Source organism: Amycolatopsis saalfeldensis (assembly GCF_900110575.1).
Lineage (GTDB): Bacteria > Actinomycetota > Actinomycetes > Mycobacteriales > Pseudonocardiaceae > Amycolatopsis > Amycolatopsis saalfeldensis.
The window spans coordinates 238,611-260,965 of sequence record NZ_FOEF01000001.1 but is presented as its reverse complement, the minus strand read 5'-3'; the positions used below and the strand labels follow the sequence as shown (position 1 = coordinate 260,965).

The window sequence follows — 22,355 nt, the reverse complement described above, 5'->3', positions numbered from 1 at the left end:
ACTGTGAGTGTGCAACCGGAGCTGGACAAAGTCTTCAAGGCGCTCGCCGATCCGACCCGGCGCTACCTGCTCGACCAGCTGCACGAGGACAACGGCCTGACGCTGAACGAGCTGTGCCGGCGCGTGGACATGACGCGCCAGTCGGCGACGCAGCACCTCGCCGTCCTCGAAGCGGCGAACCTGGTCAGCACGGTCCGCCGTGGCCGGGAGAAGCTGCACTACCTGAATCCCGTGCCGCTGCACGAAATGCAGGAGCGGTGGGTCGGGAAGTTCGAACGCCCCCGGCTGCACGCACTGAGCGCCGTCAAACGCCGAGCAGAGGAAAACATGAGCGAGAAGCCGAGTTTCGTCTACGTCACCTACATCGAGAGCACCCCGGAGAAGGTCTGGGAAGCGCTCACCGACGCGGACATCACCGCGTTGTACTGGGGCCACCGCAACGAATCCGATTGGCAGGAGGGTTCGAGCTGGGCCCACGTGCGCGCCGACGGATCGGGCATCGCCGACATCAAGGGCGAGGTGGTCGAGAGCAAGCCGCCGAAGCGGCTCGTCACCTCCTGGTACGACCCGAACGGGCCGGAGGACCAGGTGCCCTCCCGCGCGGCCTTCGACATCCAGCTGTACCAAGGCGTCGTGCGCCTCACCGTGACCCACACGGATCTCGCCGACGCCAAGGCCCACCGCGACGTCTCCGGCGGCTGGGCGGCAGTGCTGTCGAACCTCAAGTCCCTGCTGGAGACCGGGAAGCCGTTGTCACTGGAGATGTCCAAAGCGCGGTGACGCCCTGTAGGTTGTGCTGATGTTCGAGAAGTGGCGCAGCCGCAAGGACTTCGATCTCTCGACTGCCGACGTGCCGCGAGAGGCGAGCACCGGGGACGTGGTGGTCGAGCGCATCGCCGCGATGATGCCCTTCCTGCTCGAGCAGGACGGCGAGCCCACCGTGATCGTCCGCTTGGAAGGGTTGCCCGACGAGGAGGTCAGTGCACTCGCCAAAGCGGTGCGCGAGGATCGCTGCCTCCTGCTGGCGGCGCTGCGGCTCTACTCCACCTACCCGGTGCTGATCTATTCGCTGTTCATCTATGACGCACCCGGCACCCCGCCGCTTTCGATCGAGGGCTACCGCGACGTCGTGCTGGCGGATGTCCAGGACTTCGTCGTGAGGCTCGGCCGCACGAACGGACATGGCCGGGTGCGCCTCTACGGCGGGGAGCCCTTCGGCCTGCTCGCCACCGGCCGGTTCGTGCTCAGGATCCCGCCGCGCATTGTCGTCGACTGGCAGCAGCCGTCGAAGCTGGAGCTGCGGGCACTCTGGCAGTTGTTCGTCATCGCGGCCCAGCAACGAGCCCGGATCCCCGAACCGGACCGGGACTTCGCGGCGGCGGTCCGCACGCACGAGGAGCGCGAGCCGAACCTGACCCTCAGATCGCCCTCTTTCGGGCCGTGACCAGCGGACGGAGGCGTGGCTACTTGTCGACACCCTCGTAGGTGCCGCGGGTGAAGCGCTTCGAGAAGATGAAGTACACCACCGCCACCGGGACCGTCATCAGCAGCGCGGCGGCCAGCTTCAACGGGAACTGGTTGCCCTGGCCGAGCTGGCCGGACACCAGCGTGGCCACGCCGGAGGTCAGCGTGTTCAGCGCCGGGTCCTGCCGCGAGACGATGAAGTGCGGCAGCTCGTTCCAGGAGCCCTGGAACGAAAGGATGGTCAGCGTGATCAGGGCCGGGCGCGACATCGGCAGCACCACGGACCAGAACGTGCGCAACGGCCCGGCGCCGTCGATCCGGGCGGCCTCCTCCACGCTCACCGGCACCGTCTCGAAGAACTGCTTCATGATGAACACCCCGGTGGCGTCGGCCAGCAGCGGCACGATCATCGCCGCGTACGTGTCGTACATGCCGAACTGGTTGAGCACCAGGAACTTGGGGATCAGCAGCACCACGCTCGGCACGGCGAGCACGGCCAGCACCGCGCCGAACACCGTGGCCCGGCCGCGGAAGCGCAGCCGCGCGAGCGCGTAGCCGGCCAGCGAGTCGAACACCACCCGCCCGACCGTGACCGACACCGAGACGAACACCGAGTTCAGCGCCCAGCGCGGGAAGTCCTGCTGGGCGAGCGCGCCGAACACCGCCACGGACCACTCGTGCGGCCACGGGGTCAGCGGGTGGGCCGTGGCGTCGGCGTCGGTCTTGAACGCCGTGCCGAGCTGGATCAGGAAGGGGTAGATGTAGACGGCCGCGACCACGCCGAGCACGGCGTAGCCCGCCCAGCGCAGCGACCTGCGTTGCCTCATTTTCCCTTCTCCCGCAACAACCAGCGCTGCCCCAGCGTGAACAGCACGATGACCACGAACAGCAGGAAGGCGATCGCCGAGCCCTGCCCCCACTCCTTGCCGATGAACGACGTCGAGTAGGACAGGTAGGCCGGCGTGAGCGTGGTCTTCGCCGGCTCGCCGCGGCTGAGCACGTACACCTGGTCGAACACCTGCCAGGTGCCGATCAGGCCGAGGGTGAGCACGAGGAACAGCGTCGGCCGCAGCTGCGGGAGCGTCACGCGCCAGAACCGCTGCCACGGCCCGGCGCCGTCGATCAGCGCGGCTTCGTCCACGCTCGGCGGCAGGTTCTGCAGGGCCGCGTAGAACATCAGCATGAACCCGCCGGTCGAGGTCCACACCACGAGCACGATGATCGAGCACATCGCCACGCTGGGCCCGGAAAGCCAGTCCCACCAGGACAATCCCATGAAGCTGCCGGCGGTCAGCGCCTGCGGCGGGTTCGTCACCCCGAGCCCGTGCAGGAGGAGCTGGAAGACCCCCCGCGGGTCGGCGAACCAGCTGGGGCCGTTCACCCCGAACAGTCCCAGCGCGGCGTTCACCGTGCCCGTGCTGGAGAAGAGGAACAGGAACACCACCGAGATCGCGACCGAGCTGGTCACGGTCGGGAAGTAGAACGCGGTCCGGAAGAACTGCTTGCCCTTGAGCCGTCGCTGGTTCAGCACCATGGCCAGCCCCAGTGCCAGCGCCGTCTGCAGCGGCACCACGAACAGCACGAAGTAGGCGTTGTTGCGCACGCTCGTGGCGAAGTTCCGCTGGGTGAGCCCCGGGTCGGTGAGCAGCGCGGCGTAGTTGTCCGCGCCGACGAAGTGCACGCGTGAAGACAGCGGGCTGCCGTTGCCGGTCCAGTCGCTCACGCTCACCCACAGCGCCATCAGGATCGGCACCACCATGAACAGGCCGAGGATCACCAGCGTCGGGGCGAGGAACAGCCAGCCGGCCCGGCCTTCGCGACGGAGCGGGCTCCGCTGTGGAGCCCGCCCCCGCCGCGAGGGGGATGGGGACGCGGCGGGGGCGGGGACTGTGGTGCGCGCGCTCACTGGCCCAGCGCGGCGGCGGTGTTGGTCTGCAGCTGCGTGAGGATCTGCTTGGGGTCCGCGCCGGGCAGCTGCTGGATCTGGGCGTCGAAGTCGGTCAGCACCGGGTCCATCTTGGTGAGCGTCACCGGGCCGTGCGCCGACCCGGCGCCGGCCAGGAAAGCCGCCTGCTGCGGGAAGTCCTGCTGGTACTGCGTGCGCACCGACTGCCGTGACGGCATCACGCCGAACGTCTTCGCGAACGCCAGCTCCTGCTGCGGCGCCATCAGCGCGTCGACGAGCTGCTTGGCCTGGGTCTGGAATTTGCTCTTCGCGGCGATGCCCCAGCACTGCGTGAACGAGAGCGTGCCCGGCCCGGCCGGGCCCGCGGGCAGCGGCACCACGCGGTACTTCAGGTCCGGGTGGTCCTTGGCCAGGCCGCCGACCATCCAGTTGCCGTCGATGCTCATCGCGGCCTTGCCCTGGCCGAACGCCTCGCCGGAGTCGCCCGCGCCGAGCTGCTTCGGGTACTTCGCCGCACCCGAGGCCAGCAGGTCGCGCACGTAGGTCAGCGCCTGGAGGTTCTGCGGGGTGTCGGCGGTGGCCTTCTTCTGGTCGGCGTCGAGCGGCCAGCCGCCGGCCTGCACCAGGAACGCGCCGACGCGGTCACGGGTGTTGTTGAACACGAGCCCGGCGCGGCTGCTCGTGGTGAGCTTCTGCGCGACGGCCTTGAGCTGGTCCCAGGTCTTCGGCACGTCGTTGTCGGTGAGGCCCGCGGCGGCCCAGGCGTCGGTGTTGATGCCCAGCGCCAGAGTGGAGAAGTCCTTGGGGACGCAGTAGAGCTTGCCGTCCTTGGTGAACGTGGTGCGCAGCGTCGGGTAGAGATCGTCCTTGTAGGACACCGAATCCCCGTACGGCAGCATTTCGTCGGCGTAACCCTGGAACTTGGTGGCGTCCACGGCGAACACGTCCGGCGGGCTGCCCGCGGCGAAGCCCTGGCTGAGCTGCTGCGGCAGGTCGTTCGCGGCGATCACCTCGGCCGTCGAGCCGCCGCTGGCCGCGCTCCACTTGGCCGTGGCGTCCTGCATCGCCTTCAGCTCGGCACCGCCGCTCGAGGCGATCATGAGCTTGAGCGAGGCGGGCCCGGCCTGCTGGGTCGCGGGCGCCGTCGAGTCGTCGAACCCGCCGCCGCACGCGGTCAGCGTGAGCAGCAGCCCGGTCGCGGTGACGGCACCGGCCGTGCGGGAGAGCGTGTGACGCATCGATCCTCCTTGATCGTGCAGGTGGGGTGGGGAAGTCAGGTCCTGCGCAGCACCAGCCGCGGGGGCAGCAGCGCCGACGCGGGCCCGGGCTCGCCGCGCAGCATCACGCGCAGCTGGCGGACGCATTCGGCGGCGACCTCGGCGATCGGCTGCGCGACGCTGCTCAGCCCGAGCACCGCCGCGGTCGGGGTGTCGTCGAAGCCGATCACGGAGGCGTCGGCGCCGAGCCGCAGGCCGCGGTCGCGCAGCTCGCCGACCACGCCGAGGGCGAGCGAGTCGCTGGCGCAGACGAACGCGGTGGGCGCGAGCGGCTCGTCGAGCAGGCGCGCTGCGGCCGAGCGGCCCCCTTCGACGCCGTCGAACACCGCTGCCTCACGCCGTTCGGGGATGCCCGCCTCGGCCAGCCCGGCCGACCAGCCGGCCCGCCGGTCGTCACCGGTCTCGGAACCCTCGGGCCAGCCGACGAACGCGATCCGACGGTGGCCCTGGCGCACCAGGTGATCGGTGGCCAGCCGCGTGCCGCGCGCGCCGTCGACGTCAACCCACGGGTGGTCCTGCTCGGCGCCCCACGGGCGGCCGAAGGTGACGAACGGCAGTTCGCGCTCCCGCAGCCAGCGCGTGCGGAGGTCGTCGTGGTGGGTGTGGGTGAGCACGAAAGCGTCGACACCGACCGAAGCGATGAGATCGGCGTACGCGCGCGTCTCGGACTCGTCGTCGGCGGCGGTGAAGAGCATGATCCGGTGGTCGTACTCCTCGGCGGTGGCCGTGAGCGAGTGCAGGAACTGGTCGAGGACCACGCCGCTGACGCCGTTGCCGACCGGCGCGATGCGCAGCCCGATGATCTGCGAGCGCGTGGTGCGCAGCTGGCGCGCGGCGGTGTGCGGGCGGTAGCCGAGACGCTCGATCGCCTCGAGCACCCGCTCCCGCGTCTCCGGGCTGACCACCTCGGGGGAGTTGATCACGTTCGACACCGTCTGGCGCGACACGGCGGCTGCCTCCGCGACCGAGTTCAGCGTCGCCCGCTGTGCCATGCCGACTCCTGCCTGCGTGTTTGCCGGTTTGAACGTTCAATCTGGCGGCTACTCTGAACGCTGGACGATGACCTGTCAAGACTTCCCCGGAACTTGACACGGACCTGGTTTGATCGATCCAATCGACGTACCCGACCCCACCGGAGGACGCCCCCATGCAGCCGCTGCTCCACGACCTCGCGATCGCCCTGCGAGCGCCGACGGTCGTCTTTTCCGGCCGCGACGGCCAGGTCCGCGGCGACGGCACCCAGGGCCTGCTGCACGGTGACCTGCGCTTGCTCAGCGAGGCCGTGGTCACGGTCGACGGGCACGAGCCGGTGCCGATCGGCGCCGAGGAGCCGTCGGCCGCCCGGGCGAGCTTCACCGGGCTGCTGCGCCACCTCGGCGACCCCGGCCCGGACCCGACGGTGTGGCTCCGCCGCCATCGACGGGTCACCGCGACCGGGATGACGGAGGAGCTGGAGCTGGTCTCCCACGCCGCCCGGCCCGCGGAGTGCGTGGTCGAGCTGGTGCTGGCCGCGGACTTCGCGGCGATCGAGGTGATCAAGTCCGGTGCCCGCGGGGCCCGGGTGGTGCCGGCGCCGGTGGCCGGCGGGATCCGCTGGACGTCCGGCTCGGTGTCGGCCACCGTCACCACGGACGCCGAGGCCACTGTGGACGGTGACCGGGTGCGGCTGCGGTGGCGGGTGAAGGCGGCCGGGACCGTCCGGCTGCACTGGACGTTGAGCGTGGCCGACCCGGACTCGCTGTTCGTGCCCGGCACCTCCGTGGCGCTGGCCGCGCCGGTGGTCCAGGCCGACGACCGGCGGTTCACCGCGCTGCTGAACCGTTCGCTGACCGACCTCGACGGGTTGCTGCTGGCCGAGCGCGCGCACCCTGAGGACGTCTTCGCCGGCGCGGGCGCGCCGTGGTTCCTCACCCTGTTCGGCCGTGACAGCCTGTGGGCGGCGCGGCTCGCGCTCCCGTTTTCGGTCGATCTCGCCGGCGGGACCCTGCGCACCCTCGCGCGGGCGCAGGGCGAGCGGATCGACCCGGCGACCGGCGAGCTGCCCGGCAAGATCCTGCACGAGCTGCGCCGGGCCGACTTCGAAGTGAACGGGATGTCGTTGCCCGCGCGCTACTACGGCACGATCGACGCGACCGCGCTGTGGGTCTGCCTGCTGCACGACGCGTGGCGCTGGGGACTGCCCGAAGACGAAGTCCGAGCGCTGGTGCCGAATCTGCGCGCCGCGCTGTTCTGGATCACCGGGCTGGCCGACACCGACGGCGACGGTTTCGCCGAGTACCTCGACGAGACCGGCCACGGCCTGGCCAACCAGGGCTGGAAGGACTCCGGCGACGCGGTGCGGTTCGCCGACGGCACGCAGGCCGCGCCACCCGTGGCGCTCGCCGAGGTGCAGGGCTACCAGCACGAGGCCGTGCTGCGGGCGGCCGAACTGCTGTCCGCGCTGGGGGAGCCGGCCGAGGGGCTGGCGGACTGGGCTTCGGCGCTGCGGGCGCGGTTCCGCTCCACCTTCTGGGTGTCCACTTCGGAGGGTCATTTCCCCGCGCTGGCCCTGGACGGCGAGAAGCGGCCGGTGGACGCGCTGACCAGCAACATCGGCCACCTGCTCGGCACCGGTCTGGTCGACGCGGCCGAGGGCGAGGAGATCGGCGCGCTGCTGCTCGGGCCCGCGCTGGCCCCGGGGTTCGGGCTGCGCACCATGGCGTCGACGGCCGGCGGGTTCTCACCGCTGAGCTACCACTGCGGTTCGGTGTGGCCACACGACACGGCCGTGGTGGTGCGCGCGCTGAGCGAGTCCGGTCAGTCCGCGCGCGCCGCGGAGCTGGGCATGCAGCTGGTCCGCGCGGCCGGCGCGTTCGGTTACCGGATGCCCGAGCTGTTCGCGGGCTACGGGCCCGAAGACGTCGACGCGCCGCTGCCGTACCCGGCGTCGTGCCGTCCGCAGGCCTGGTCCGCGGCCGCGGCGGTGACCCTGCTGACCACCTTCCTCGGCCTGCGGGCGGACATCCCGGCGGGCACGGTGACCGTCGACCCGCCGCGGCCCAGCCCGGTGGGCGCATTGCGGGTGACCGGCCTCCCGCTGGCCGGCGGAACCCTGGACGTCGCGATCGACGCGGCCGGGACCGTCACCGAACTGCGGCTGCCACCAGGTCTGCGCCGCGGCTGAGAGTCATTGCGACTCGCCGAACCGGGCGTCGATCGCGGCCAGATTGGCGTCACAGAGTTGTTGCGCCGCTTCGCGAAGCGTGCCACCGGTCTGTCCGGAGTGGACGAACAGTGGGTCGACCAGTCCGCGCAGGCGGGTGCGGACCTTGGTGAACGCCTCGTCGGCGGCCGGGCCGATGTCGCCGAAAAGCGTCCACCACCACCAGGAGTTGGTGGCCGAGTTGGCCACGAAGTCCGGGATCACCGGGATCCCGCGCGCGGCGAGGCGGGCCTCGGCCTCCGCCGTCACGGGCAGGTTCGCGGCCTCCACCACGAGCTTCGCCGTGATGACCGCTTCGCTGTGGTGGTCGATGCAGTACGAGACGGCCGCCGGGACGAGCACCTCGGCGGGCACGGTGAGCCAGCCTTCGGCCGGGCCCGTCGTGTCGCCCGGCCGAAGGCGCTCGCGGTCGATCGCGCCGAAGCGGTCCCGGCCCGCCAGCAGGCCCTCGACGTCGAGCCCGGCCGGGTTGGCGACCAGGCCGTGCCGGTCCGCGATCGCGACCACCCGCACCCCGGCCTCGGCGAGGAATCGTGCCGTGGCACCGCCCATCGAACCGAAGCCCTGCACGACCGCGCGGCTTTCCCGCCGGTCGAGGCCGAGGCGGTCCAGCCCGGTCAGCGCCGCCTCCGCGACACCGAGGCCGCCGACCAGCTCGTCGAGCCCGAGGCCCGCCACCCGGACCCGGAACGCCGCGGCCAGCCGTTCCATCGCCGCCGCCGGGTCGTCGAGCAGCGGGTGGATCGCCTCGACGGAGCTGCCCAGACCCAGCTCGGCGAGGACCTCGTCGATCACGTCCTGGCGGACGCCGAGGTCCTCGCCCATCGTCCAGTACCGCTCGATCAGCGGCCGCATGGCTTCGAGATAGCGCTTGAGCACGTCCCGGGCCAGCGGGTCGTAGGGGTCGAAGTCGATGCCGCCCTTCGCCCCGCCGAGCGGGAGATAACGGTCCTCCGGCTGGTAGTTGAGCGCCTCCTTGCGCGTCATGCCCTCGGCGAGCCCGCGGACCTCGGCCAGCGTGCAGCCGGGACGCATGCGCAGGCCGCCGCTGGCGACGCCGCGCACCAGCCGGTCGATGACGAGGTAGCCGCGACAGCCCGTGCCGGGGTCGGTCCAGCTCACTTCAAGGAACACGGCGGGCGATCCTCCGGTCGGTTCGTGACAGCGGTCGCGGCACCCTAACCGACCGGTGAATCAGCACGTCGGCGCAACAGCGCCCGCTCCGCGACGGTCCACGTGGTGGTGGTCAGCACATAAAGCGAGGCGGCGAGGGGAACAAAAAGGGTGACCAGGACCGTTCCATAGGGCAGGAGGCGCAGCAGCCTGGCGCCGGGGGCGGTGAGATCGCGTTGGCGGTCCTGCCAGCGGACCGAGAACCAGGCGACCACCGCGAGCGCGCCGGCCACCACGAACACCACCGGTGCGGCCGCCAGCCCGTGCGCCCCGAGGGGAACGCCGAACAGCGCGGCCGTGAGCAGCGCGTTGGGTGTGCCGGCGATGACCGCGGTGCTGAACAGGTGGTACATCACCCAGAAGAACGGCAGCTGCGCCACCATCGGCAGGCACCCGACGAACAGGGACGTGCCGGAATCCTGCTGCAGCCTGGTCATCTCGGCCGCGAGCTTTTCGCGGTTGCCGCGGTGTTTCTCCTGCAGCTTGCGGATCTCGGGCAGCAACGCGGTCCGGGCGCGCTCGCCCCGCACCGCCGCCCTGGCGAACGGGTGCAGCGCGAGCCGCACGGCGACCGTGAACCCCACGATCGCCAGCACCACCGCGAACGAACCGGCGACGGGGGCGGTGAGCGAGACGAGCCAATGGACGAGGTGGTACGCACCCGCGACGGGCACGTCGAGAAAGCCGGGCATGGTTGGACTCCGCTTGAGTGAGAGGGATTTCGGGCAGGCGGAATCGGCTGCGGGCAAGGAAATCTGCGGAAGGGCACATCACAATGGCCGGGACGGATTCGTCAGGCGTGGACGCGACAGCGCACGTCGGCGACCGCCGTGACATCGTGGGTTCGACCGGCCAAGTGTTGGCGGGTAAGGAAAAAAAGCGCTGCTTCCGCGGAGCTACGCAGCCGAGCCGGGGAGTCCGGGTGCCCGTGGCCGGCAGCGGCCGGGTGCGGCGGGATCGCGCAGCCGCAGGAAGGCCGCGCGGCGGGCGCGCTGGTTCAGGGCCGTGAAGCGGTTTCGCACCGGCACGGCCCACAAGGACAGCTCGCCCCGGTTCGCGTAGCCCACCACGAGGACGACCAGCAGTCCGGCCGCCACCACCGAGGCGAAGGCCACCAGGCCCGCGGGGCTCATCAGCGCGGGAAAGGCGAGTTCCAGCAAAGTGTCCATCCGGCCGCCCCTTTCGCTCGCCCGTGAGTCTAACCGAAACCGGGGTGTTGTGGCTGTCGCCCCGAGTGCGCTACGCTCGGCCACGATCCTCACGGATGTCGGCCCACCCGCCGCCCGGGGGAGTTCTTCCGAAGTCCGGTTCTTCCAGGGCCTTTCTTCGTTCACCAGCACACGATCCGCACCAAGCGTCGATCATTCTGTTTCTCATGAGGAGAAAAACCATGTCATACCACGGAATTCTTGATATCCACGCCAACAAGGCCACCCTCGGCTACGGCCCGGGCGGCACCACCGTCCCCTTCGGACTCGTGCGCAAGTACGGCCTGCGCCGCGGCGACGAAATCACCGGCGACGGTGACACCATCACCTCGGTCAACGGGGAGGAGCCCGGCGGGCCGCGGCCCGAGTTCGCGAACCTCACCCCGGTGCACCCGGACCAGCGGCTCGTTCTCGAAACCAGCCGCCACCAGCTGACCACCCGGGTGCTCGACCTCGTCGCGCCGATCGGGAAGGGGCAGCGCGCGCTGATCGTCGCGCCGCCGAAGACCGGCAAGACCTCGGTGCTGCAGGCGATCGCGCAAGCGGTCGCGACCAACCACCCCGAGGCGCACCTGATGGTGCTGCTCGCCGACGAACGCCCGGAGGAGGTCACCGACATGCAGCGCTCCGTGCGCGGCGAGGTGGTCGCGTCCACGTTCGACCGGCCGCCGGCCGAGCACGTCGCGGTCGCCGAGCTGGCCGTCGAGCGGGCGAAGCGGCTGGTGGAGAGCGGCCGTGACGTCGTGCTCCTGCTCGACTCGCTGACCCGCCTGGGCCGCGCCTACAACCTGGCGAGCCGCCCGTCCGGCCGCATCCTCTCCGGGGGTGTCGACGCCGGCGCGCTGCAGCCGATGAAGCGCATCCTCGGCGCCGCCCGGAACATCGAGGGCGGTGGCTCGCTCACCGTCGTCGCGACCGCGCTGGTCGGCACCGGCTCGCTGGCCGACACCGTGTTCTTCGAGGAGCTGAAGAGCACCGGCAACTCCGAGGTTCGGCTCGACCGCGTCCTCGCCGACCAGCGCGTGTTCCCCGCCGTCGACCTGTTCGCCTCCGGCACCCGCCGCGACGAGCTGCTCGTCCCCGGCCCCGAGCTGACGGTGATGGGCGAGGTCCGCCGGGCCCTGTCCGGACAGGACGCCAAGCGCGCCGCCGAGCAGTTCCTCGACCAGGTGCGCAGCACCCGCTCCAACGCCGAGTTCGTCATGCGTGTCACCGCTTCACTCGGCGTGCCCATGCCGGCGGCCGCCTGAGGCGCGTTTCGGCTGGTTGTCAGCCCAGCGCCGTCATCACGTGCTTGACCCGGGTGTAGTCCTCGAAGCCGTACATTCCGAGGTCCTTGCCGTAGCCGGACTTCTTGAACCCGCCGTGCGGCATCTCCGAGACGATCGGGATGTGCGCGTTCACCCACACACAGCCGAAGTCCAGCCGGCGGGTCAGGCGCATCGCGCGGGCGTGGTCGCGGGTCCAGACCGAGGACGCCGGGCCGTAGTCGGTGGCGTTGGCCAGCCGCACGGCCTCGTCTTCGGTCGTGAACGGCTGCACGGTGATCACGGGGCCGAACACCTCTTCGCGGACGATCTCGTCGTCGGGGCGGAGGCCGGCGACCACCGTGGGCGCGTAGAAGAAGCCTTGGTCGCCGAGCCGCTCCCCGCCGTGGGCGATGACGGCGTGCTCCGGCAGCCGGTCGACGAAACCCGCCACCCGCGCGAGCTGGCCCGCGTTGTTGAGGGGACCATAGGCCGAACCGGGATCGTCCGGCAGTCCGGTCTTCGTCGCGGCGGCCTGCGCGGCGAGCGCCGTGACGAACTCGTCGTGCACGTCCTCGTGGACGAGGACCCGGGTCGCCGCCGTGCAGTCCTGGCCGGCGTTGAAGTAGCCCGCCGCGGCCGTGGCCGCCGCGGCCGCGGCGAGGTCGGCGTCCGGGAACACCACCACCGGCGCCTTGCCGCCCAGTTCCAGGTGCACGCGCTTGACGTCGGCCGCGGCCGCGCCCGCCACCTCGATGCCGGCGCGGACCGAGCCGGTGATCGCCACCATGTCCGGCCGCGGGTGCGACACCAGCGCGCGGCCGGTGTCGCGGTCACCGCAGACGACGTTGAACACGCCTGGCGGCAGGAACTCACCGCAGATCTCGGCGAGCAGCAGCGTCGACGCGGGCGTGGTGTCGGAGGGCTTGAGCACGATCGTGTTCCCCGCCGCCAGCGCGGGCGCGATCTTCCAGATGGCCATCAGCAGCGGGTAGTTCCACGGCGTCACCTGCGCGCAGACACCCACCGGCTCGCGGCGGATGAACGAGGTGAACCCCTCCAGGTACTCCCCGGCCGCGCGTCCTTCGAGCACCCGCGCCGCACCGGCGAAAAACCGCAGGTGGTCGACGCCCATGGGCAGCTCCTCCTCGCGGGTCACGGCGAGCGGCTTGCCGGTGTTCGCGGACTCGACCGCGACGAACTCCTCGGCCCGCGACTCCATCGCGTCGGCGATCCGCAGCAGCGCGAGCTGCCGCTCGGCCGGCGTGGTGTCGCGCCAGGTCTCGAACGCCTCGGCCGCGGCTTCGACGGCGGCGGCGACATCAGCCTCGCTCGACAGCGAGGACGTGGCGTACACCGTCCCCGTCACCGGGTCGACGAGGTCGAGCGTGCGCCCGTCCGTCGCGTCGCGGTGCTCGCCCGCGACGAAGTTCCGGAAGACCTGCTTGCTGTTCATGGATTCCTTCCTGTCGGTGGTTCAGGCCGGCACGGTGACGAGCCAGCGATCGTCGCGACGGCGGAGGTAGCCGAACCAGTAGAGGCCCGACACGAGGAGGACCGCCGCGGTGATGCCGAGGTCGAGCGCGCTCTGCTCGACGAGCACGTACGCCAGCGCCAGCACCACGACGACGGGCACCACGGGCCAGCCGGGCATCCGCCAGACTCGCGGCTTCCGGTGCGCCGCGCGGCGCGCGCCCAGCACGGTCGCCGCGACTGCCAGGTACAGCGCGACGACGGCCACTCCGGTCACCCCGCTGAGCGTCTCCACCGGGACGAAGCACAGCACCGCTTCGGACAGGCCGACCACGAGCGTCGCGACCCACGGTGAGCCGAACCGTTCGCTCACCACGCTCAGCAGACGGTTGACCGGCGCGGGCCAGGCCTGGTCGTGGCCGGAGGCGAAGAGCACCCGCGAGTTCTGGATGACCATCACGATCACGGCGTTCACGATCGCCGCCGCGATGCACAGGCTGATGATCGTGCCGAACGTCGAATTGCTCCAGCCCACCACCAGCGCGGTGATGTCGACCGAGCCGAGCGAGCCCAGGTCCGGCAGGCCCAGGGTGATCGCGACGACCGGCACGAGGATCACCAGCGCGCTGATGCCGAGTGTCCAGAACACCGTGCGGGACACCGTTTTGTGCGGCTCGCGCATCTCCTCGGCGAGGTAGACGGCGGTGGAGAAGCCCTGCACCACGAACAGCGCCACGGCGAGCCCGGCGATCACCGCCGTCAGCCCGATCGCGTTGACGCCGTCGAAGCTCGGCCTCACCAGCACGGCGGCCGAGCGGCTGACATGGCTGAAGCCCAGCACGGAGACGACGACGATCGCCACGACCTCGATCGCGAGGAAGACCCCGGTGAGCCAGGCGTTGGAGCGCAGGTTCAGCAGGCCGATCACGGTGGAGGCGAGCATGACGACCGCTCCGGCCACCGACGGGTCGACGTGCACGATCGCGCCGACGTAGTCCGCCACGCCGATGGCGATGATCGGCGGCACCACCAGGATCACGATGAACGACAGCACGAAGGTGATCCAGCCGGCGAAGCGGTTGAGGACCATCGTCACCATCGCGTACTCGCCGCCGGCGCTGGGCACGAGCGTGCCGAGTTCGGAGTAGCAGAAGGCGATGCCGACGCACAGCAGCACCGCGAGCGCGATGGCCAGCGCGGTGCCGGTGCCGAGCTGGGCGAAGAGCGGGGGCACGAGCACGAACAGCGAGGACGCGGGGGTCACGCAGCTGAGCGTCAGCAGCGTGCCGCCGCCGACGCCGATCGAGCGGGTGAGGCCACGCCGGGCGGGCGGCTCGGCAGTGGCTTCCGCGGTGCCGGACAGGCCGGGGTCGGTGGGGGCCAGGTTACTAATCCGACCGGAAGTAGGCGGACACGGGCCGCAGCCAGTTTGCTTGTCGGGACCCGTTTCCGCCGTGGCTGTAGTCGGATTAGTAACGACCGGCTCAGTAGGGGGCATGGGCGGTGTCCCTCCGTCAGCGGCGGAATGTTTCGACGGATGGAACAGCACTGATTCAGTGTTGTCAACGCCACAAAGACGACTAAATCCGTTGTTGGCGCTGTCTGGACGGTTGCTTTCAGTGACGGTTCGGAATCGGGTGGCGCGGTGGCCGCCGGTTTGCCCGCGCTCGCCCGGGGAGGGGATGATCCGGTGGTGAGCAGCCAGGAACCGAACCCGAGCCGGCCGGCGCCGCCGGTGATCGACGACCTCTCCAAGCAGATCATCGCGCAGCTGCAGGAGGACGGACGGCGGGCGTACGCCACCATCGGCAAGGCCGTCGGGCTGTCCGAGGCCGCGGTCCGCCAGCGGGTGCAGCGGCTCTCGGACTCCGGGGTCATCCAGATCGTCGCGGTGTCGGATCCCTTGCAGGTCGGGCTGTTCCGGCAGGCGATGGTGGCGATCAATGTGGACGGTCCGCTCGAGCCGGTCGCCGACGCGCTCGCCGAGATGAACGAGATCGACTACGTGGTGCTGTGCGCCGGCCGCTTCGACGTGCTGTGCGAGGCGGTCTGCGCCGACGACGAAGCGCTGCTCGACCTGACGTCCAACCGCATCCGCGCGCTGCCCGGCGTGCGCAACGCGGAGGTGCTCGTATACCTCAAGCTGCGGAAACAGTCGTACCAGTGGGGCGTGCGCTGAGGGTGACGACTAAATCCGAAGGTTGATCACGCAGATTGACCTTGAATCGGTTGTGTAAACCTCTTGTTTCAACCGATCCACTTGCGACGGTAGGCCTGCTCGTGCGATAACCGAGAGGTCCGGCCGGTGCGCGCCAAGCGTGCCGGCAGCCCCGAGGCCGTTTCGAGGGAGCCATGAGCACCACCGCCGAACCCACCGACGTGACGGCCCTGGCCGCCGCCGCCCGTGACAACCTCTGGCTGCACTTCACCCGCCACTCCGGCTTCGAGTCCGCCGAAGTGCCGGTGATCGTGCGCGGCGAGGGCGCCTACATCTGGGACGCGCGCGGCAAGCGTTACCTCGACGGGCTGGCCGGCCTGTTCGCCGTGCAGGTCGGGCACGGCCGTGAGGAATTGGCCGAGGCCGCCGCGCGGCAGACGAAGCAGCTCGCGTACTTCCCTTTGTGGGGCCACGCGCACCCGTCGGCGATCGAGCTGGCGGAGCGCCTGACCGCCGCTTCGCCCGGTGACCTGAACCGCGTCTTCTTCACCGTCAGCGGCGGGGAGTCCGTCGAGACGGCGTGGAAGCTCGCGAAGCAGTACTTCAAGCTCGTCGGCAAGCCCACGAAGCACAAGGTGATCAGCCGCGCGCTGGCCTATCACGGCACTTCGCAGGGCGCGTTGTCCATCACCGGAATCCCGGGCGCGAAGGCGGACTTCGAGCCGCTGGTGCCGAGCACGATGCGCGTGCCGAACACCAACTTCTACCGCGCGCCCGAGCACGCCGACGACTACGAGGCGTACGGCCGGTGGGCCGCGGACCAGATCGAGCAGGCCATCGAATTCGAGGGCGCCGACACGGTCGCGGCGGTGTTCCTGGAGCCGGTGCAGAACACGGGCGGCTGTTTCGTGCCGCCCCCGGGCTACTTCGAGCGCGTCCGCGAAATCTGCGACCGCCACGACGTGCTCCTGGTGTCCGACGAGGTGATCTGCGCTTTCGGCCGCCTGGGCCACGACTTCGCCGCGAAGCGGTACGGCTACCAGCCGGACATCATCACCACCGCCAAGGGCCTGACCTCGGGTTACGCGCCGCTGGGCGCGGTGCTGGCCAGTGACCGCCTGATGGAGCCCTTCCTGCACGGGTCCACGACGTTCATGCACGGCTCCACCTACGGCGGCCACCCGGTTTCCTGTGCGGTCGCGCTGGCGAACCTGGACCTGTTCGAGCGCGAGAACCTGTACGGGCACGTGCTGGCACAGGAATCGGCGTTCCGCGGGACCCTGGACCGCCTGCTGGACCTGCCGATCGTGGGCGATGTCCGTGGGGCGGGGTTCTTCTACGGCATCGAGCTGGTGAAGGACAAGGCCACCAAGGAGACCTTCACCGCGGACGAGTCGGAGCGGGTGCTGCGGGGCTACTTGTCGGACGCGCTGTTCGAGGCCGGCCTGTACTGCCGGGCCGACGATCGGGCCGAGCCGGTGGTGCAGCTCTCGCCGCCGTTGATCTGCGGGCAGCGGGAATTCGACGAGATGGAGCAGATTCTGCGCGAGACGTTGACGGGGGCGTGGAAGCTCCTCTGAGCTGTGGGCGGCGCGCCGGAGGGTCCTCGGCGCGCCGCCCGTGCTATTCCGATCGGGGTGGACACCGAACCCTGGTTACGAGCGTTGGCCCACGTGGCATCGCTCAGCCACGGCCCGCCACTCGGCGAGTTCGGCGTCACGGTGCACTTCCACCCGGACCGTCTCGTCGGCGGGGTCCCGCTGCTGCGCCACCTGGCCGACGATGGTGTGTACCGCTCGCAGTTCGAGACCGGCACCAGCAACGGCGGGCTCACGGCCTACCCGGGTGGCGACCGGTGGCGCTGGGAGCACCGCCTGTTCGGCGGCGCGTACGACGACGCACCACCGTCGGCGCGCCCGAAGTACGGCTCGCTGAATTACCGGCGCCGCCCGGCGGGCGGTTCGGTGCGGTTCGGGTCGGCGCATTTCCGGCTGAACCACCCGGTCCGGCAGCGGACCACTTTCTGTTACCCGGACAGCGTTTCGAACCCCGCCGACTTCGGCACCGCGGACCACTTCCCGTTGCTGGGGCTCGCCCGCCGCGCCGAGCCCGACGTCCTGGACGACCACATCGAAGCCCATGTCCACGGCCCGCTGCGGCTCGCCGAGGACGCGGCGGAGCCGGGCTGGAGATCGCGGAGGACGGGGTGATCGACGCCCGGATCGTCGGGGGCGCCGTGGCCGTGCATGATCCCCGGACCGTGAAGCGGCTTTGGCATTGCGTCGCCCGATTCGGCGCTTGACCCGGACATAACCGGCGCTTGCCGCTCTCCGCCGCCCGATGTTCACTACCCTGATCGTTCACGAAGCGAAACGGGAGGAAACGCGTGGCGGACTGGGCCGATCTGGTCGGGTACATCAGGCACGAGTACCGGGTGGTTCTGGATGATCCGGATGAGATCCGGATCCGCATGTCGTTCGGCGACGACGCGGAGACGGAGGGGCGCGCGCAGGTCATGGTGATCGCCCGCGAGGTGTTCGACAAGCGGGAGGACTGGGTGCAGATCGCGACCCCGTTCGCGCGCGTGGACGAGGTCGACCTGCTCTCCGTGCTCACCGAGGTCGGCAACACGCTGGTCGTCGGCGGGGTGGTGGTGATGGGCGAGCACGTGGTGCTGCGGCATTCGCTGCCGTTGATCAACCTGGACATCAACGAGTTCATCGACCCGCTGGAGCTGGTCGCCGGGTCGGCCGAGCTGCTGGAACAGCAGTTCACCGGGCGCGACGACTACTGATCCGTCCCAAGCAGCACGGCCCTCCTCGCGATTGCCGAGCGAGGAGGGCCGTGCTGTGGGTCAGCGTCCGAAGAGCGTGCCGGACGGCAGCGCTGGACCGTCCATTCTGGACTGTTGGGCCTTCGGCTCCACGGCGGCGCAGTGCGTCCCCTTCGGCGGCACGGTGCCGGAGATCAGGTAGTCGTCGGTCGCCTTGGTGACGCAGTCGCTGTTCTTGAAGTACGCGCCGTGGCCCCAGCCGTCGTAGGTCAGCAGGGTGGCGCCGCTCTGCTGGGCCGCGCGCTGCGCCCAGGGGTACGGCGTGGCCGGGTCGTACCGGCTGTTCAGCATGAGCAGCGGTGGCGCGCCGTGCACCGAAAGGCGGTGCTGGGGGTTGCGCACCTGGCCGGGCCAGTCGATGCAGCCCGCCGTCGAGGTCCAGCCCAGCGGCGAGAACCGCATGTCCGGCGCCATCGCGGCGAGCGCCCGGCGGTAGGTCTCCAGCTCGCCGTAGCCGCTGACCGGCAGCTTCCAGTCGGCGCAGAAGACGCTGCCGAACGCCGACGGCACGGTGATGTCGCCGAACGCCGAGGGCTGGGCGGGCTTGCCGTCACGCAGGTTCACCATCGTGGTGGCGAGCTGCCCCCAGGTGGGGCCGTAGAAGTTCTGGCTGACCAGGTTCACGAACGCCACCGGGTCGAGCCGGTCGTCCGGGGTGCCGAGGTCGCCGCTTTCCGCGCGGGAGTACAGCTTCGCCATCAGGGCGTGCACGTCCTGGCCGTGCAGCGCGCAGCTCGCGGTCCGCGCGCACCAGGAAGCGAACTGCTCGAACAGCTCCTGCGACGACACGGTCTCGGTGCTGAGGAACTCCCACGTGGTCCGCAGCGAGTGGTCCATGTTGCTGTCCAGCACCAGCGCGCGCACCCGGTCCGGGTACGTCTCGGCGTACTGCTGGCCCATTAGCGAACCGTAGGAAACGCCGTAGTACGTCAGCTTGGCCTCGCCGAGCGCGGCGCGGATGGCGTCCATGTCGTGCACGACGCTCTTGGTGTCGGCGAACCCGGCGAGCGGCCCGGTGTTCTTGGCGCAGCTCGCGCCCAGCGCGCGGTTGTACGCCGTGAGCTGCGCGTACTCGCTCGCGTTCTTCGGCAGCTGCGGGTCCGGGGCGGTGACCTCGGTCAGTCCGCAGCGCACCGGGTTGCTCTGCCCGACGCCGCGCGGGTCGAAGCCGACGGTGTCGAACCGCCGGGTGATCGACGGCGACAGCGTCCAGCCGTCCTGCACCTCGCCCGCGCCGGGCCCGCCCGGGCCGCCCGGGTCCATCAGGATCGAGCCGATCCGCGCCGACGGGTCGGTGGCCTTGCGGCGCGCGAGCGCGAGCTGGATCGTGCCGTGGTCCGGGTGGTCCCAGTCGATCGGCACGGTCACGGTGCCGCAGTCGACGTCTTTCCCCGTGGGACAGGGTTTCCACGCGATGCCGCCGTTCGGCGCGGCGCCGGCCGGCGCGCCGGGGAGCATCGCCGCCACCGCCGTCGCGGCCGTGGCGACGAGCGCCAGTTTCCTGCCCAGGTCCATGGGTGCCCACCCTTCCGGCGAGAAGTCGACCGAGTCCGCCTGGATCTTGCCAGAAGATCACCCGGCGCGTACGCGGGTAAGGGAATCCCCGGCGTAAGGGGTGGGGACGACGTGATCTTCCGATGCCCGCACCGCGCCCTCAGGAAGAACGTGGACACCGCAATCACCGACGACCCGGGAGGAACCCATGAGAGGCGACTGGATCTTCGATCTGGTGCAGGTGGAGCAGGAGTACCGGTACGGCGGGCCGGCGGCGCATCGTCCGGACCGGCCCAGGGCGACCGGGGCACGCCGCCCTCCTTGGCATTGGCAGTGGCCCTCGCCGCGCCTGCCGGAGCCGAGACCGCGTTGAGTCCTTTGTGGACAGCGTGGACCGCGTGGACGGCGCGGTCAGGAGCCGGAGCCCTGCCGGCGCCCGGCCGCGCGGCCGATGAAGAAGCCGAGGATCAGGCCGACGATCAGCCCGACCGCGATGAAGAAGATGATGGTCGCGGCCGCGATCTTCCCGACCGTGCCCAGGAAGCCCTTCGCTTCGAGGTCCTGCGCGACGGTGACCGCCTGCGCCAGCGCGTAATGAGTCATCGGCCCAGCATCGCACCGATGGCGCCGGGCCGCAGGCTACTGCCACCGCGGTGGGTGAGGGCCACCCCCGTTGGCGCGGGGTGGCCCTCACCGGCTCAGCGGCTCCCGTAGTCCAGCCACGTTCCGGCGGGCCGGCGCTCGCCGACGCCGGGACGGCTGTAGTCGCAGACGCCCGACGGGAAGGCGGACCGCAGCGCCGTCTGCTCGGCCGGGGTGAACCGCACCGGGTAGGAGCGGAAGTCCACCGGTTCGAGGCGGCACTTCAACGTGTTCATCGCGGTGCCCTCACCCGCGGCCGTCCGGGTGTTCCCGGCCACCGGGTACGCCGCGCCGCACTGGCCGCTCGACGGGTAGGTCAGCTTCTCCTGCACCCGTTGGGTCGCCGAGACGTAACAGCCGTCCGACAGGTCGGCGGGCCGGTTCGCGATCACCTTCGCCGCGGCGGGGCGGTGCGAGCCGTCGCGGTCGATCGCGGTCAGCCAGCGGTCCATCGCGTCGAGTTCGTAGCCGCTCGCGGCGGCCTGCTGCTCGGCCGTCGGCTGGTTTTCGATGATCACCTGGTTCGCCGCCGTCCCGTTGGCGTCCAGCAGCCGCCGGCGCAGCACGTACGACCAGTCGCTGGTGTGGATGTCGTTGCCGGTGCCCGCGAAGTCGAGATCCGTGCGCTGGTCGATGATCGGCGTCGAGCGCAGTCCCTGCGAGGCGGAGTTGTAGATGTCGTCGCGGTAGACCGCGTCCAGCGCCTTCGGGTCCGCGGTACTGCGCTGGGCCACCGGTTTGCCGGTGTAGTCCAGCCCGCCGACCGACGCGTTGAGGTCGATGAACTGCGCCGGCGTGATCTTCCCGGCCCGCAGCGCGTCGAGGCCGTACTGCACGCCGACGTTGTCCAGCGGCGTGCGCACGAACCCGGTCTTCGGGTCACGGCCGATCTGGTTCACGAACTGCTCGTTCGAGTTGCAGCGCACCCCGTTCGGGTTCGTCACCGGGTCCCACCGCGCGCTGACGGGGATCGCCGCGTTGCAGCTGTCGGTGGCCGTCGCGCGGTTGGCGAAGGTCAGCTCCCACGAAACGCAGGTGTCGTAGGAGTTCCAGCCGCCGACGGCGAGCTTCTGCGCGGCGGTGAAGGAAGCGCCGTTCCCGGCGAAGTAGTGGTTCAGCAGCTCGCAGTCCGACACCGGCCCGAACGTGGTCATCGGGTCCGGAAAGGACACTCCGGGGATGATGCCGTCGACGATGCCGGGGTAGGCCTCCGCGATGTCGTACTGCTGGATCGCGCCGCCGGAACCGCCCCAGCCGATGGTGTGCGCGACCGGGCCGTAGGTGGTGATGAAGTGCTCCTTGACCATCATCGCGGCCTCGGCCGAAATGATCGGGCTGCAGTTGTTGTCGAGCACGTTCAGGCTCGACGACGCGACCGCGTAACCCTGGGCCAGGAAGAGGTCGTTGACCACTCCGCCGGTCGTGGCGCCCTGGTGGTAGCCGGCGTTGCAGCCGCCGCCGAAGGTGTACACGAGCTTGCCGTTCCAGCCGGGGCTCGCGGTGTACGGCGAGGGCGCCGTGGCGTCGGACGTGAGCGCGGCGATCTCGTACACCGCGCGGTCGATCGTCCCGCGCTCCACCCGCACCACGTACGGCACGGGGTGGCCGCCGACGGTCGCCGTCGCCAGGTCGGCCGGACGGCTCGCGGGATCGGCCAGCGGCTGGAACTTCCCGGCCGTCGTCTTGTACTGGTAGGTGACCTGGGTCGGTGCGCTGCAGAGCGGCATCGTCGCGGGCGGCAGGCCGTACGCCGTGGTCTCGCAGTAGAACGGCTGCTGCTGGCGGCCGGAAAATACCGGCCCGGTGATCGGGTGGTTCACCACGCGCACGCTCGCGCGGCCGCCATGGCCGGCGGTGGCGGTGACGTCGGTGCCGCCGTCACGCAGGCCCGTGACGAGCCCGAGCAGGCTGCCGTCGGCCTCGCTGTGGAAGGCGGACGTGACGTCGCGGCCGCCCGCGGTCACCCGGACCTGCCGTGCGGAGCCCGGGTCCGACGGCGTGACCCTGATCAGCACCTGGCCGCCGCTGACCAGGTCGGGCCGGGGATTGGAGACGGTGGTGATGGTCAAACGCGAAGGCGACGCCTCAGCGGCCGTCGCCACGGACGTGAGGAGGATCGGTACGGCCAGTGCGGCCAGCACCGCGGTGGAGCGCCAAGCACGGTTCGTCACAACGCACCTCGTTGCTCTCGGCGCCGCTCCGGCGCGACGCCACCCGGTGCCGGGTATAGCACGCGATACTGAGGACGAACAACATTCGGTTCCCCGAGCGAACGGCC

Annotated in this window: 20 protein-coding genes; 8 read left to right on the top strand and 12 right to left on the bottom strand. The window is 70.6% G+C overall.

Going from position 1 to position 22,355, the window contains the following annotated elements; all coding sequences use genetic code 11:
* The first annotated feature begins 3 nt into the window (after window positions 1-3).
* Both BMY97_RS01075 and BMY97_RS01070 read left to right on the top strand, forming a co-directional pair.
* The gene (locus BMY97_RS01075; protein ID WP_342743987.1) at window positions 4-780 is read left to right on the top strand and encodes an ArsR/SmtB family transcription factor; all 777 of its coding nucleotides are present in this window, start codon (window positions 4-6) and stop codon (window positions 778-780) included.
* Window positions 781-799: 19 nt separating this feature from the next.
* Window positions 800-1,444 (top strand): hypothetical protein, encoded by a 645-nt coding sequence (locus BMY97_RS01070; protein WP_143086095.1) that lies wholly within the window; start codon window positions 800-802, stop codon window positions 1,442-1,444.
* A gap of 19 nt (window positions 1,445-1,463) precedes the next feature.
* On the opposite strand, the gene BMY97_RS01065 is transcribed toward BMY97_RS01070, so the two are convergent.
* Genes BMY97_RS01065 through BMY97_RS01050 form a run of 4 tightly spaced genes read right to left on the bottom strand, consistent with a single transcriptional unit; the run spans window position 1,464 to window position 5,639 of the window.
* Window positions 1,464-2,291 (bottom strand): carbohydrate ABC transporter permease, encoded by an 828-nt coding sequence (locus BMY97_RS01065; RefSeq protein WP_091611129.1) that lies wholly within the window; start codon window positions 2,289-2,291, stop codon window positions 1,464-1,466.
* A complete protein-coding gene (locus tag BMY97_RS01060; RefSeq protein WP_245787084.1) occupies window positions 2,288-3,370 on the bottom strand; it encodes a carbohydrate ABC transporter permease in 1,083 nt (360 codons plus the stop codon). Before BMY97_RS01060 ends, BMY97_RS01065 begins: the two co-directional genes overlap by 4 nt.
* A complete protein-coding gene (locus BMY97_RS01055; RefSeq protein WP_091611127.1) occupies window positions 3,367-4,608 on the bottom strand; it encodes a sugar ABC transporter substrate-binding protein in 1,242 nt (413 codons plus the stop codon). Before BMY97_RS01055 ends, BMY97_RS01060 begins: the two co-directional genes overlap by 4 nt.
* A 35-nt stretch (window positions 4,609-4,643) precedes the next feature.
* Window positions 4,644-5,639, bottom strand: coding sequence for a LacI family DNA-binding transcriptional regulator (locus BMY97_RS01050; RefSeq protein WP_091611124.1), 996 nt, complete (start codon window positions 5,637-5,639; stop codon window positions 4,644-4,646).
* Between the two features lie 155 nt (window positions 5,640-5,794).
* Between BMY97_RS01050 and BMY97_RS01045 the strand changes: the two genes are divergently transcribed.
* The gene (locus tag BMY97_RS01045) at window positions 5,795-7,810 is read left to right on the top strand and encodes an amylo-alpha-1,6-glucosidase (RefSeq protein ID WP_143086094.1); all 2,016 of its coding nucleotides are present in this window, start codon (window positions 5,795-5,797) and stop codon (window positions 7,808-7,810) included.
* Between the two features lie 3 nt (window positions 7,811-7,813).
* Here the strand turns inward: BMY97_RS01045 and BMY97_RS01040 are convergent, their stop codons facing one another.
* The 3 genes from BMY97_RS01040 to BMY97_RS01030 all read right to left on the bottom strand — a co-directional run bounded on the left by BMY97_RS01040 (window position 7,814) and on the right by BMY97_RS01030 (window position 10,191).
* Window positions 7,814-8,983, bottom strand: a complete 1,170-nt coding sequence (locus BMY97_RS01040; protein WP_091611121.1) for a Glu/Leu/Phe/Val dehydrogenase dimerization domain-containing protein — start codon at window positions 8,981-8,983, stop codon at window positions 7,814-7,816.
* A 44-nt stretch (window positions 8,984-9,027) separates the two neighbouring features.
* Window positions 9,028-9,714 (bottom strand): YidC/Oxa1 family membrane protein insertase, encoded by a 687-nt coding sequence (locus tag BMY97_RS01035; protein ID WP_091611118.1) that lies wholly within the window; start codon window positions 9,712-9,714, stop codon window positions 9,028-9,030.
* A gap of 204 nt (window positions 9,715-9,918) precedes the next feature.
* Complete coding sequence (locus BMY97_RS01030; RefSeq protein WP_091611116.1) at window positions 9,919-10,191, bottom strand: DUF6412 domain-containing protein; 273 nt, start codon at window positions 10,189-10,191, stop codon at window positions 9,919-9,921.
* 221 nt (window positions 10,192-10,412) lie between these two features.
* On the opposite strand from BMY97_RS01030, the gene rho reads away from it, so the two are divergent.
* A complete protein-coding gene (gene rho, locus BMY97_RS01025; RefSeq protein ID WP_091611113.1) occupies window positions 10,413-11,480 on the top strand; it encodes a transcription termination factor Rho in 1,068 nt (355 codons plus the stop codon).
* A gap of 19 nt (window positions 11,481-11,499) precedes the next feature.
* Here the strand turns inward: rho and BMY97_RS01020 are convergent, their stop codons facing one another.
* On the bottom strand, window positions 11,500-12,933 hold the full coding sequence (locus BMY97_RS01020) for a gamma-aminobutyraldehyde dehydrogenase (protein WP_091611110.1): 1,434 nt from the start codon (window positions 12,931-12,933) through the stop codon (window positions 11,500-11,502).
* A gap of 21 nt (window positions 12,934-12,954) precedes the next feature.
* Window positions 12,955-14,214, bottom strand: a complete 1,260-nt coding sequence (locus BMY97_RS01015) for an APC family permease (RefSeq protein WP_245787083.1) — start codon at window positions 14,212-14,214, stop codon at window positions 12,955-12,957.
* A 429-nt stretch (window positions 14,215-14,643) separates the two neighbouring features.
* Between BMY97_RS01015 and BMY97_RS01010 the strand changes: the two genes are divergently transcribed.
* The 4 genes from BMY97_RS01010 (at window position 14,644) to BMY97_RS00995 (ending at window position 17,902) form a co-directional block, all read left to right on the top strand.
* Window positions 14,644-15,129, top strand: coding sequence for an Lrp/AsnC family transcriptional regulator (locus BMY97_RS01010; protein WP_091612751.1), 486 nt, complete (start codon window positions 14,644-14,646; stop codon window positions 15,127-15,129).
* Between the two features lie 173 nt (window positions 15,130-15,302).
* The gene (locus BMY97_RS01005; RefSeq protein WP_091611108.1) at window positions 15,303-16,688 is read left to right on the top strand and encodes an aspartate aminotransferase family protein; all 1,386 of its coding nucleotides are present in this window, start codon (window positions 15,303-15,305) and stop codon (window positions 16,686-16,688) included.
* Between the two features lie 93 nt (window positions 16,689-16,781).
* Entirely contained in the window at window positions 16,782-17,318 is a 537-nt protein-coding gene (locus BMY97_RS01000) for a DUF3626 domain-containing protein (protein ID WP_342743986.1), read from the top strand.
* A gap of 176 nt (window positions 17,319-17,494) precedes the next feature.
* Window positions 17,495-17,902, top strand: a complete 408-nt coding sequence (locus BMY97_RS00995; protein ID WP_091611105.1) for a hypothetical protein — start codon at window positions 17,495-17,497, stop codon at window positions 17,900-17,902.
* 60 nt (window positions 17,903-17,962) lie between these two features.
* On the opposite strand, the gene BMY97_RS00990 is transcribed toward BMY97_RS00995, so the two are convergent.
* From BMY97_RS00990 to BMY97_RS00980, 3 genes are all read right to left on the bottom strand, one after another.
* Window positions 17,963-19,456 carry an alpha/beta hydrolase gene (locus tag BMY97_RS00990; RefSeq protein WP_091611102.1) on the bottom strand — a complete coding sequence of 498 codons (1,494 nt, stop codon included), beginning with the start codon at window positions 19,454-19,456 and terminating at the stop codon, window positions 17,963-17,965.
* A 390-nt stretch (window positions 19,457-19,846) separates the two neighbouring features.
* On the bottom strand, window positions 19,847-20,038 hold the full coding sequence (locus BMY97_RS00985; RefSeq protein ID WP_091611100.1) for a hypothetical protein: 192 nt from the start codon (window positions 20,036-20,038) through the stop codon (window positions 19,847-19,849).
* Window positions 20,039-20,133: 95 nt separating this feature from the next.
* Entirely contained in the window at window positions 20,134-22,248 is a 2,115-nt protein-coding gene (locus tag BMY97_RS00980; protein ID WP_091611097.1) for a DUF6351 family protein, read from the bottom strand.
* Window positions 22,249-22,355 lie beyond the last annotated feature (107 nt).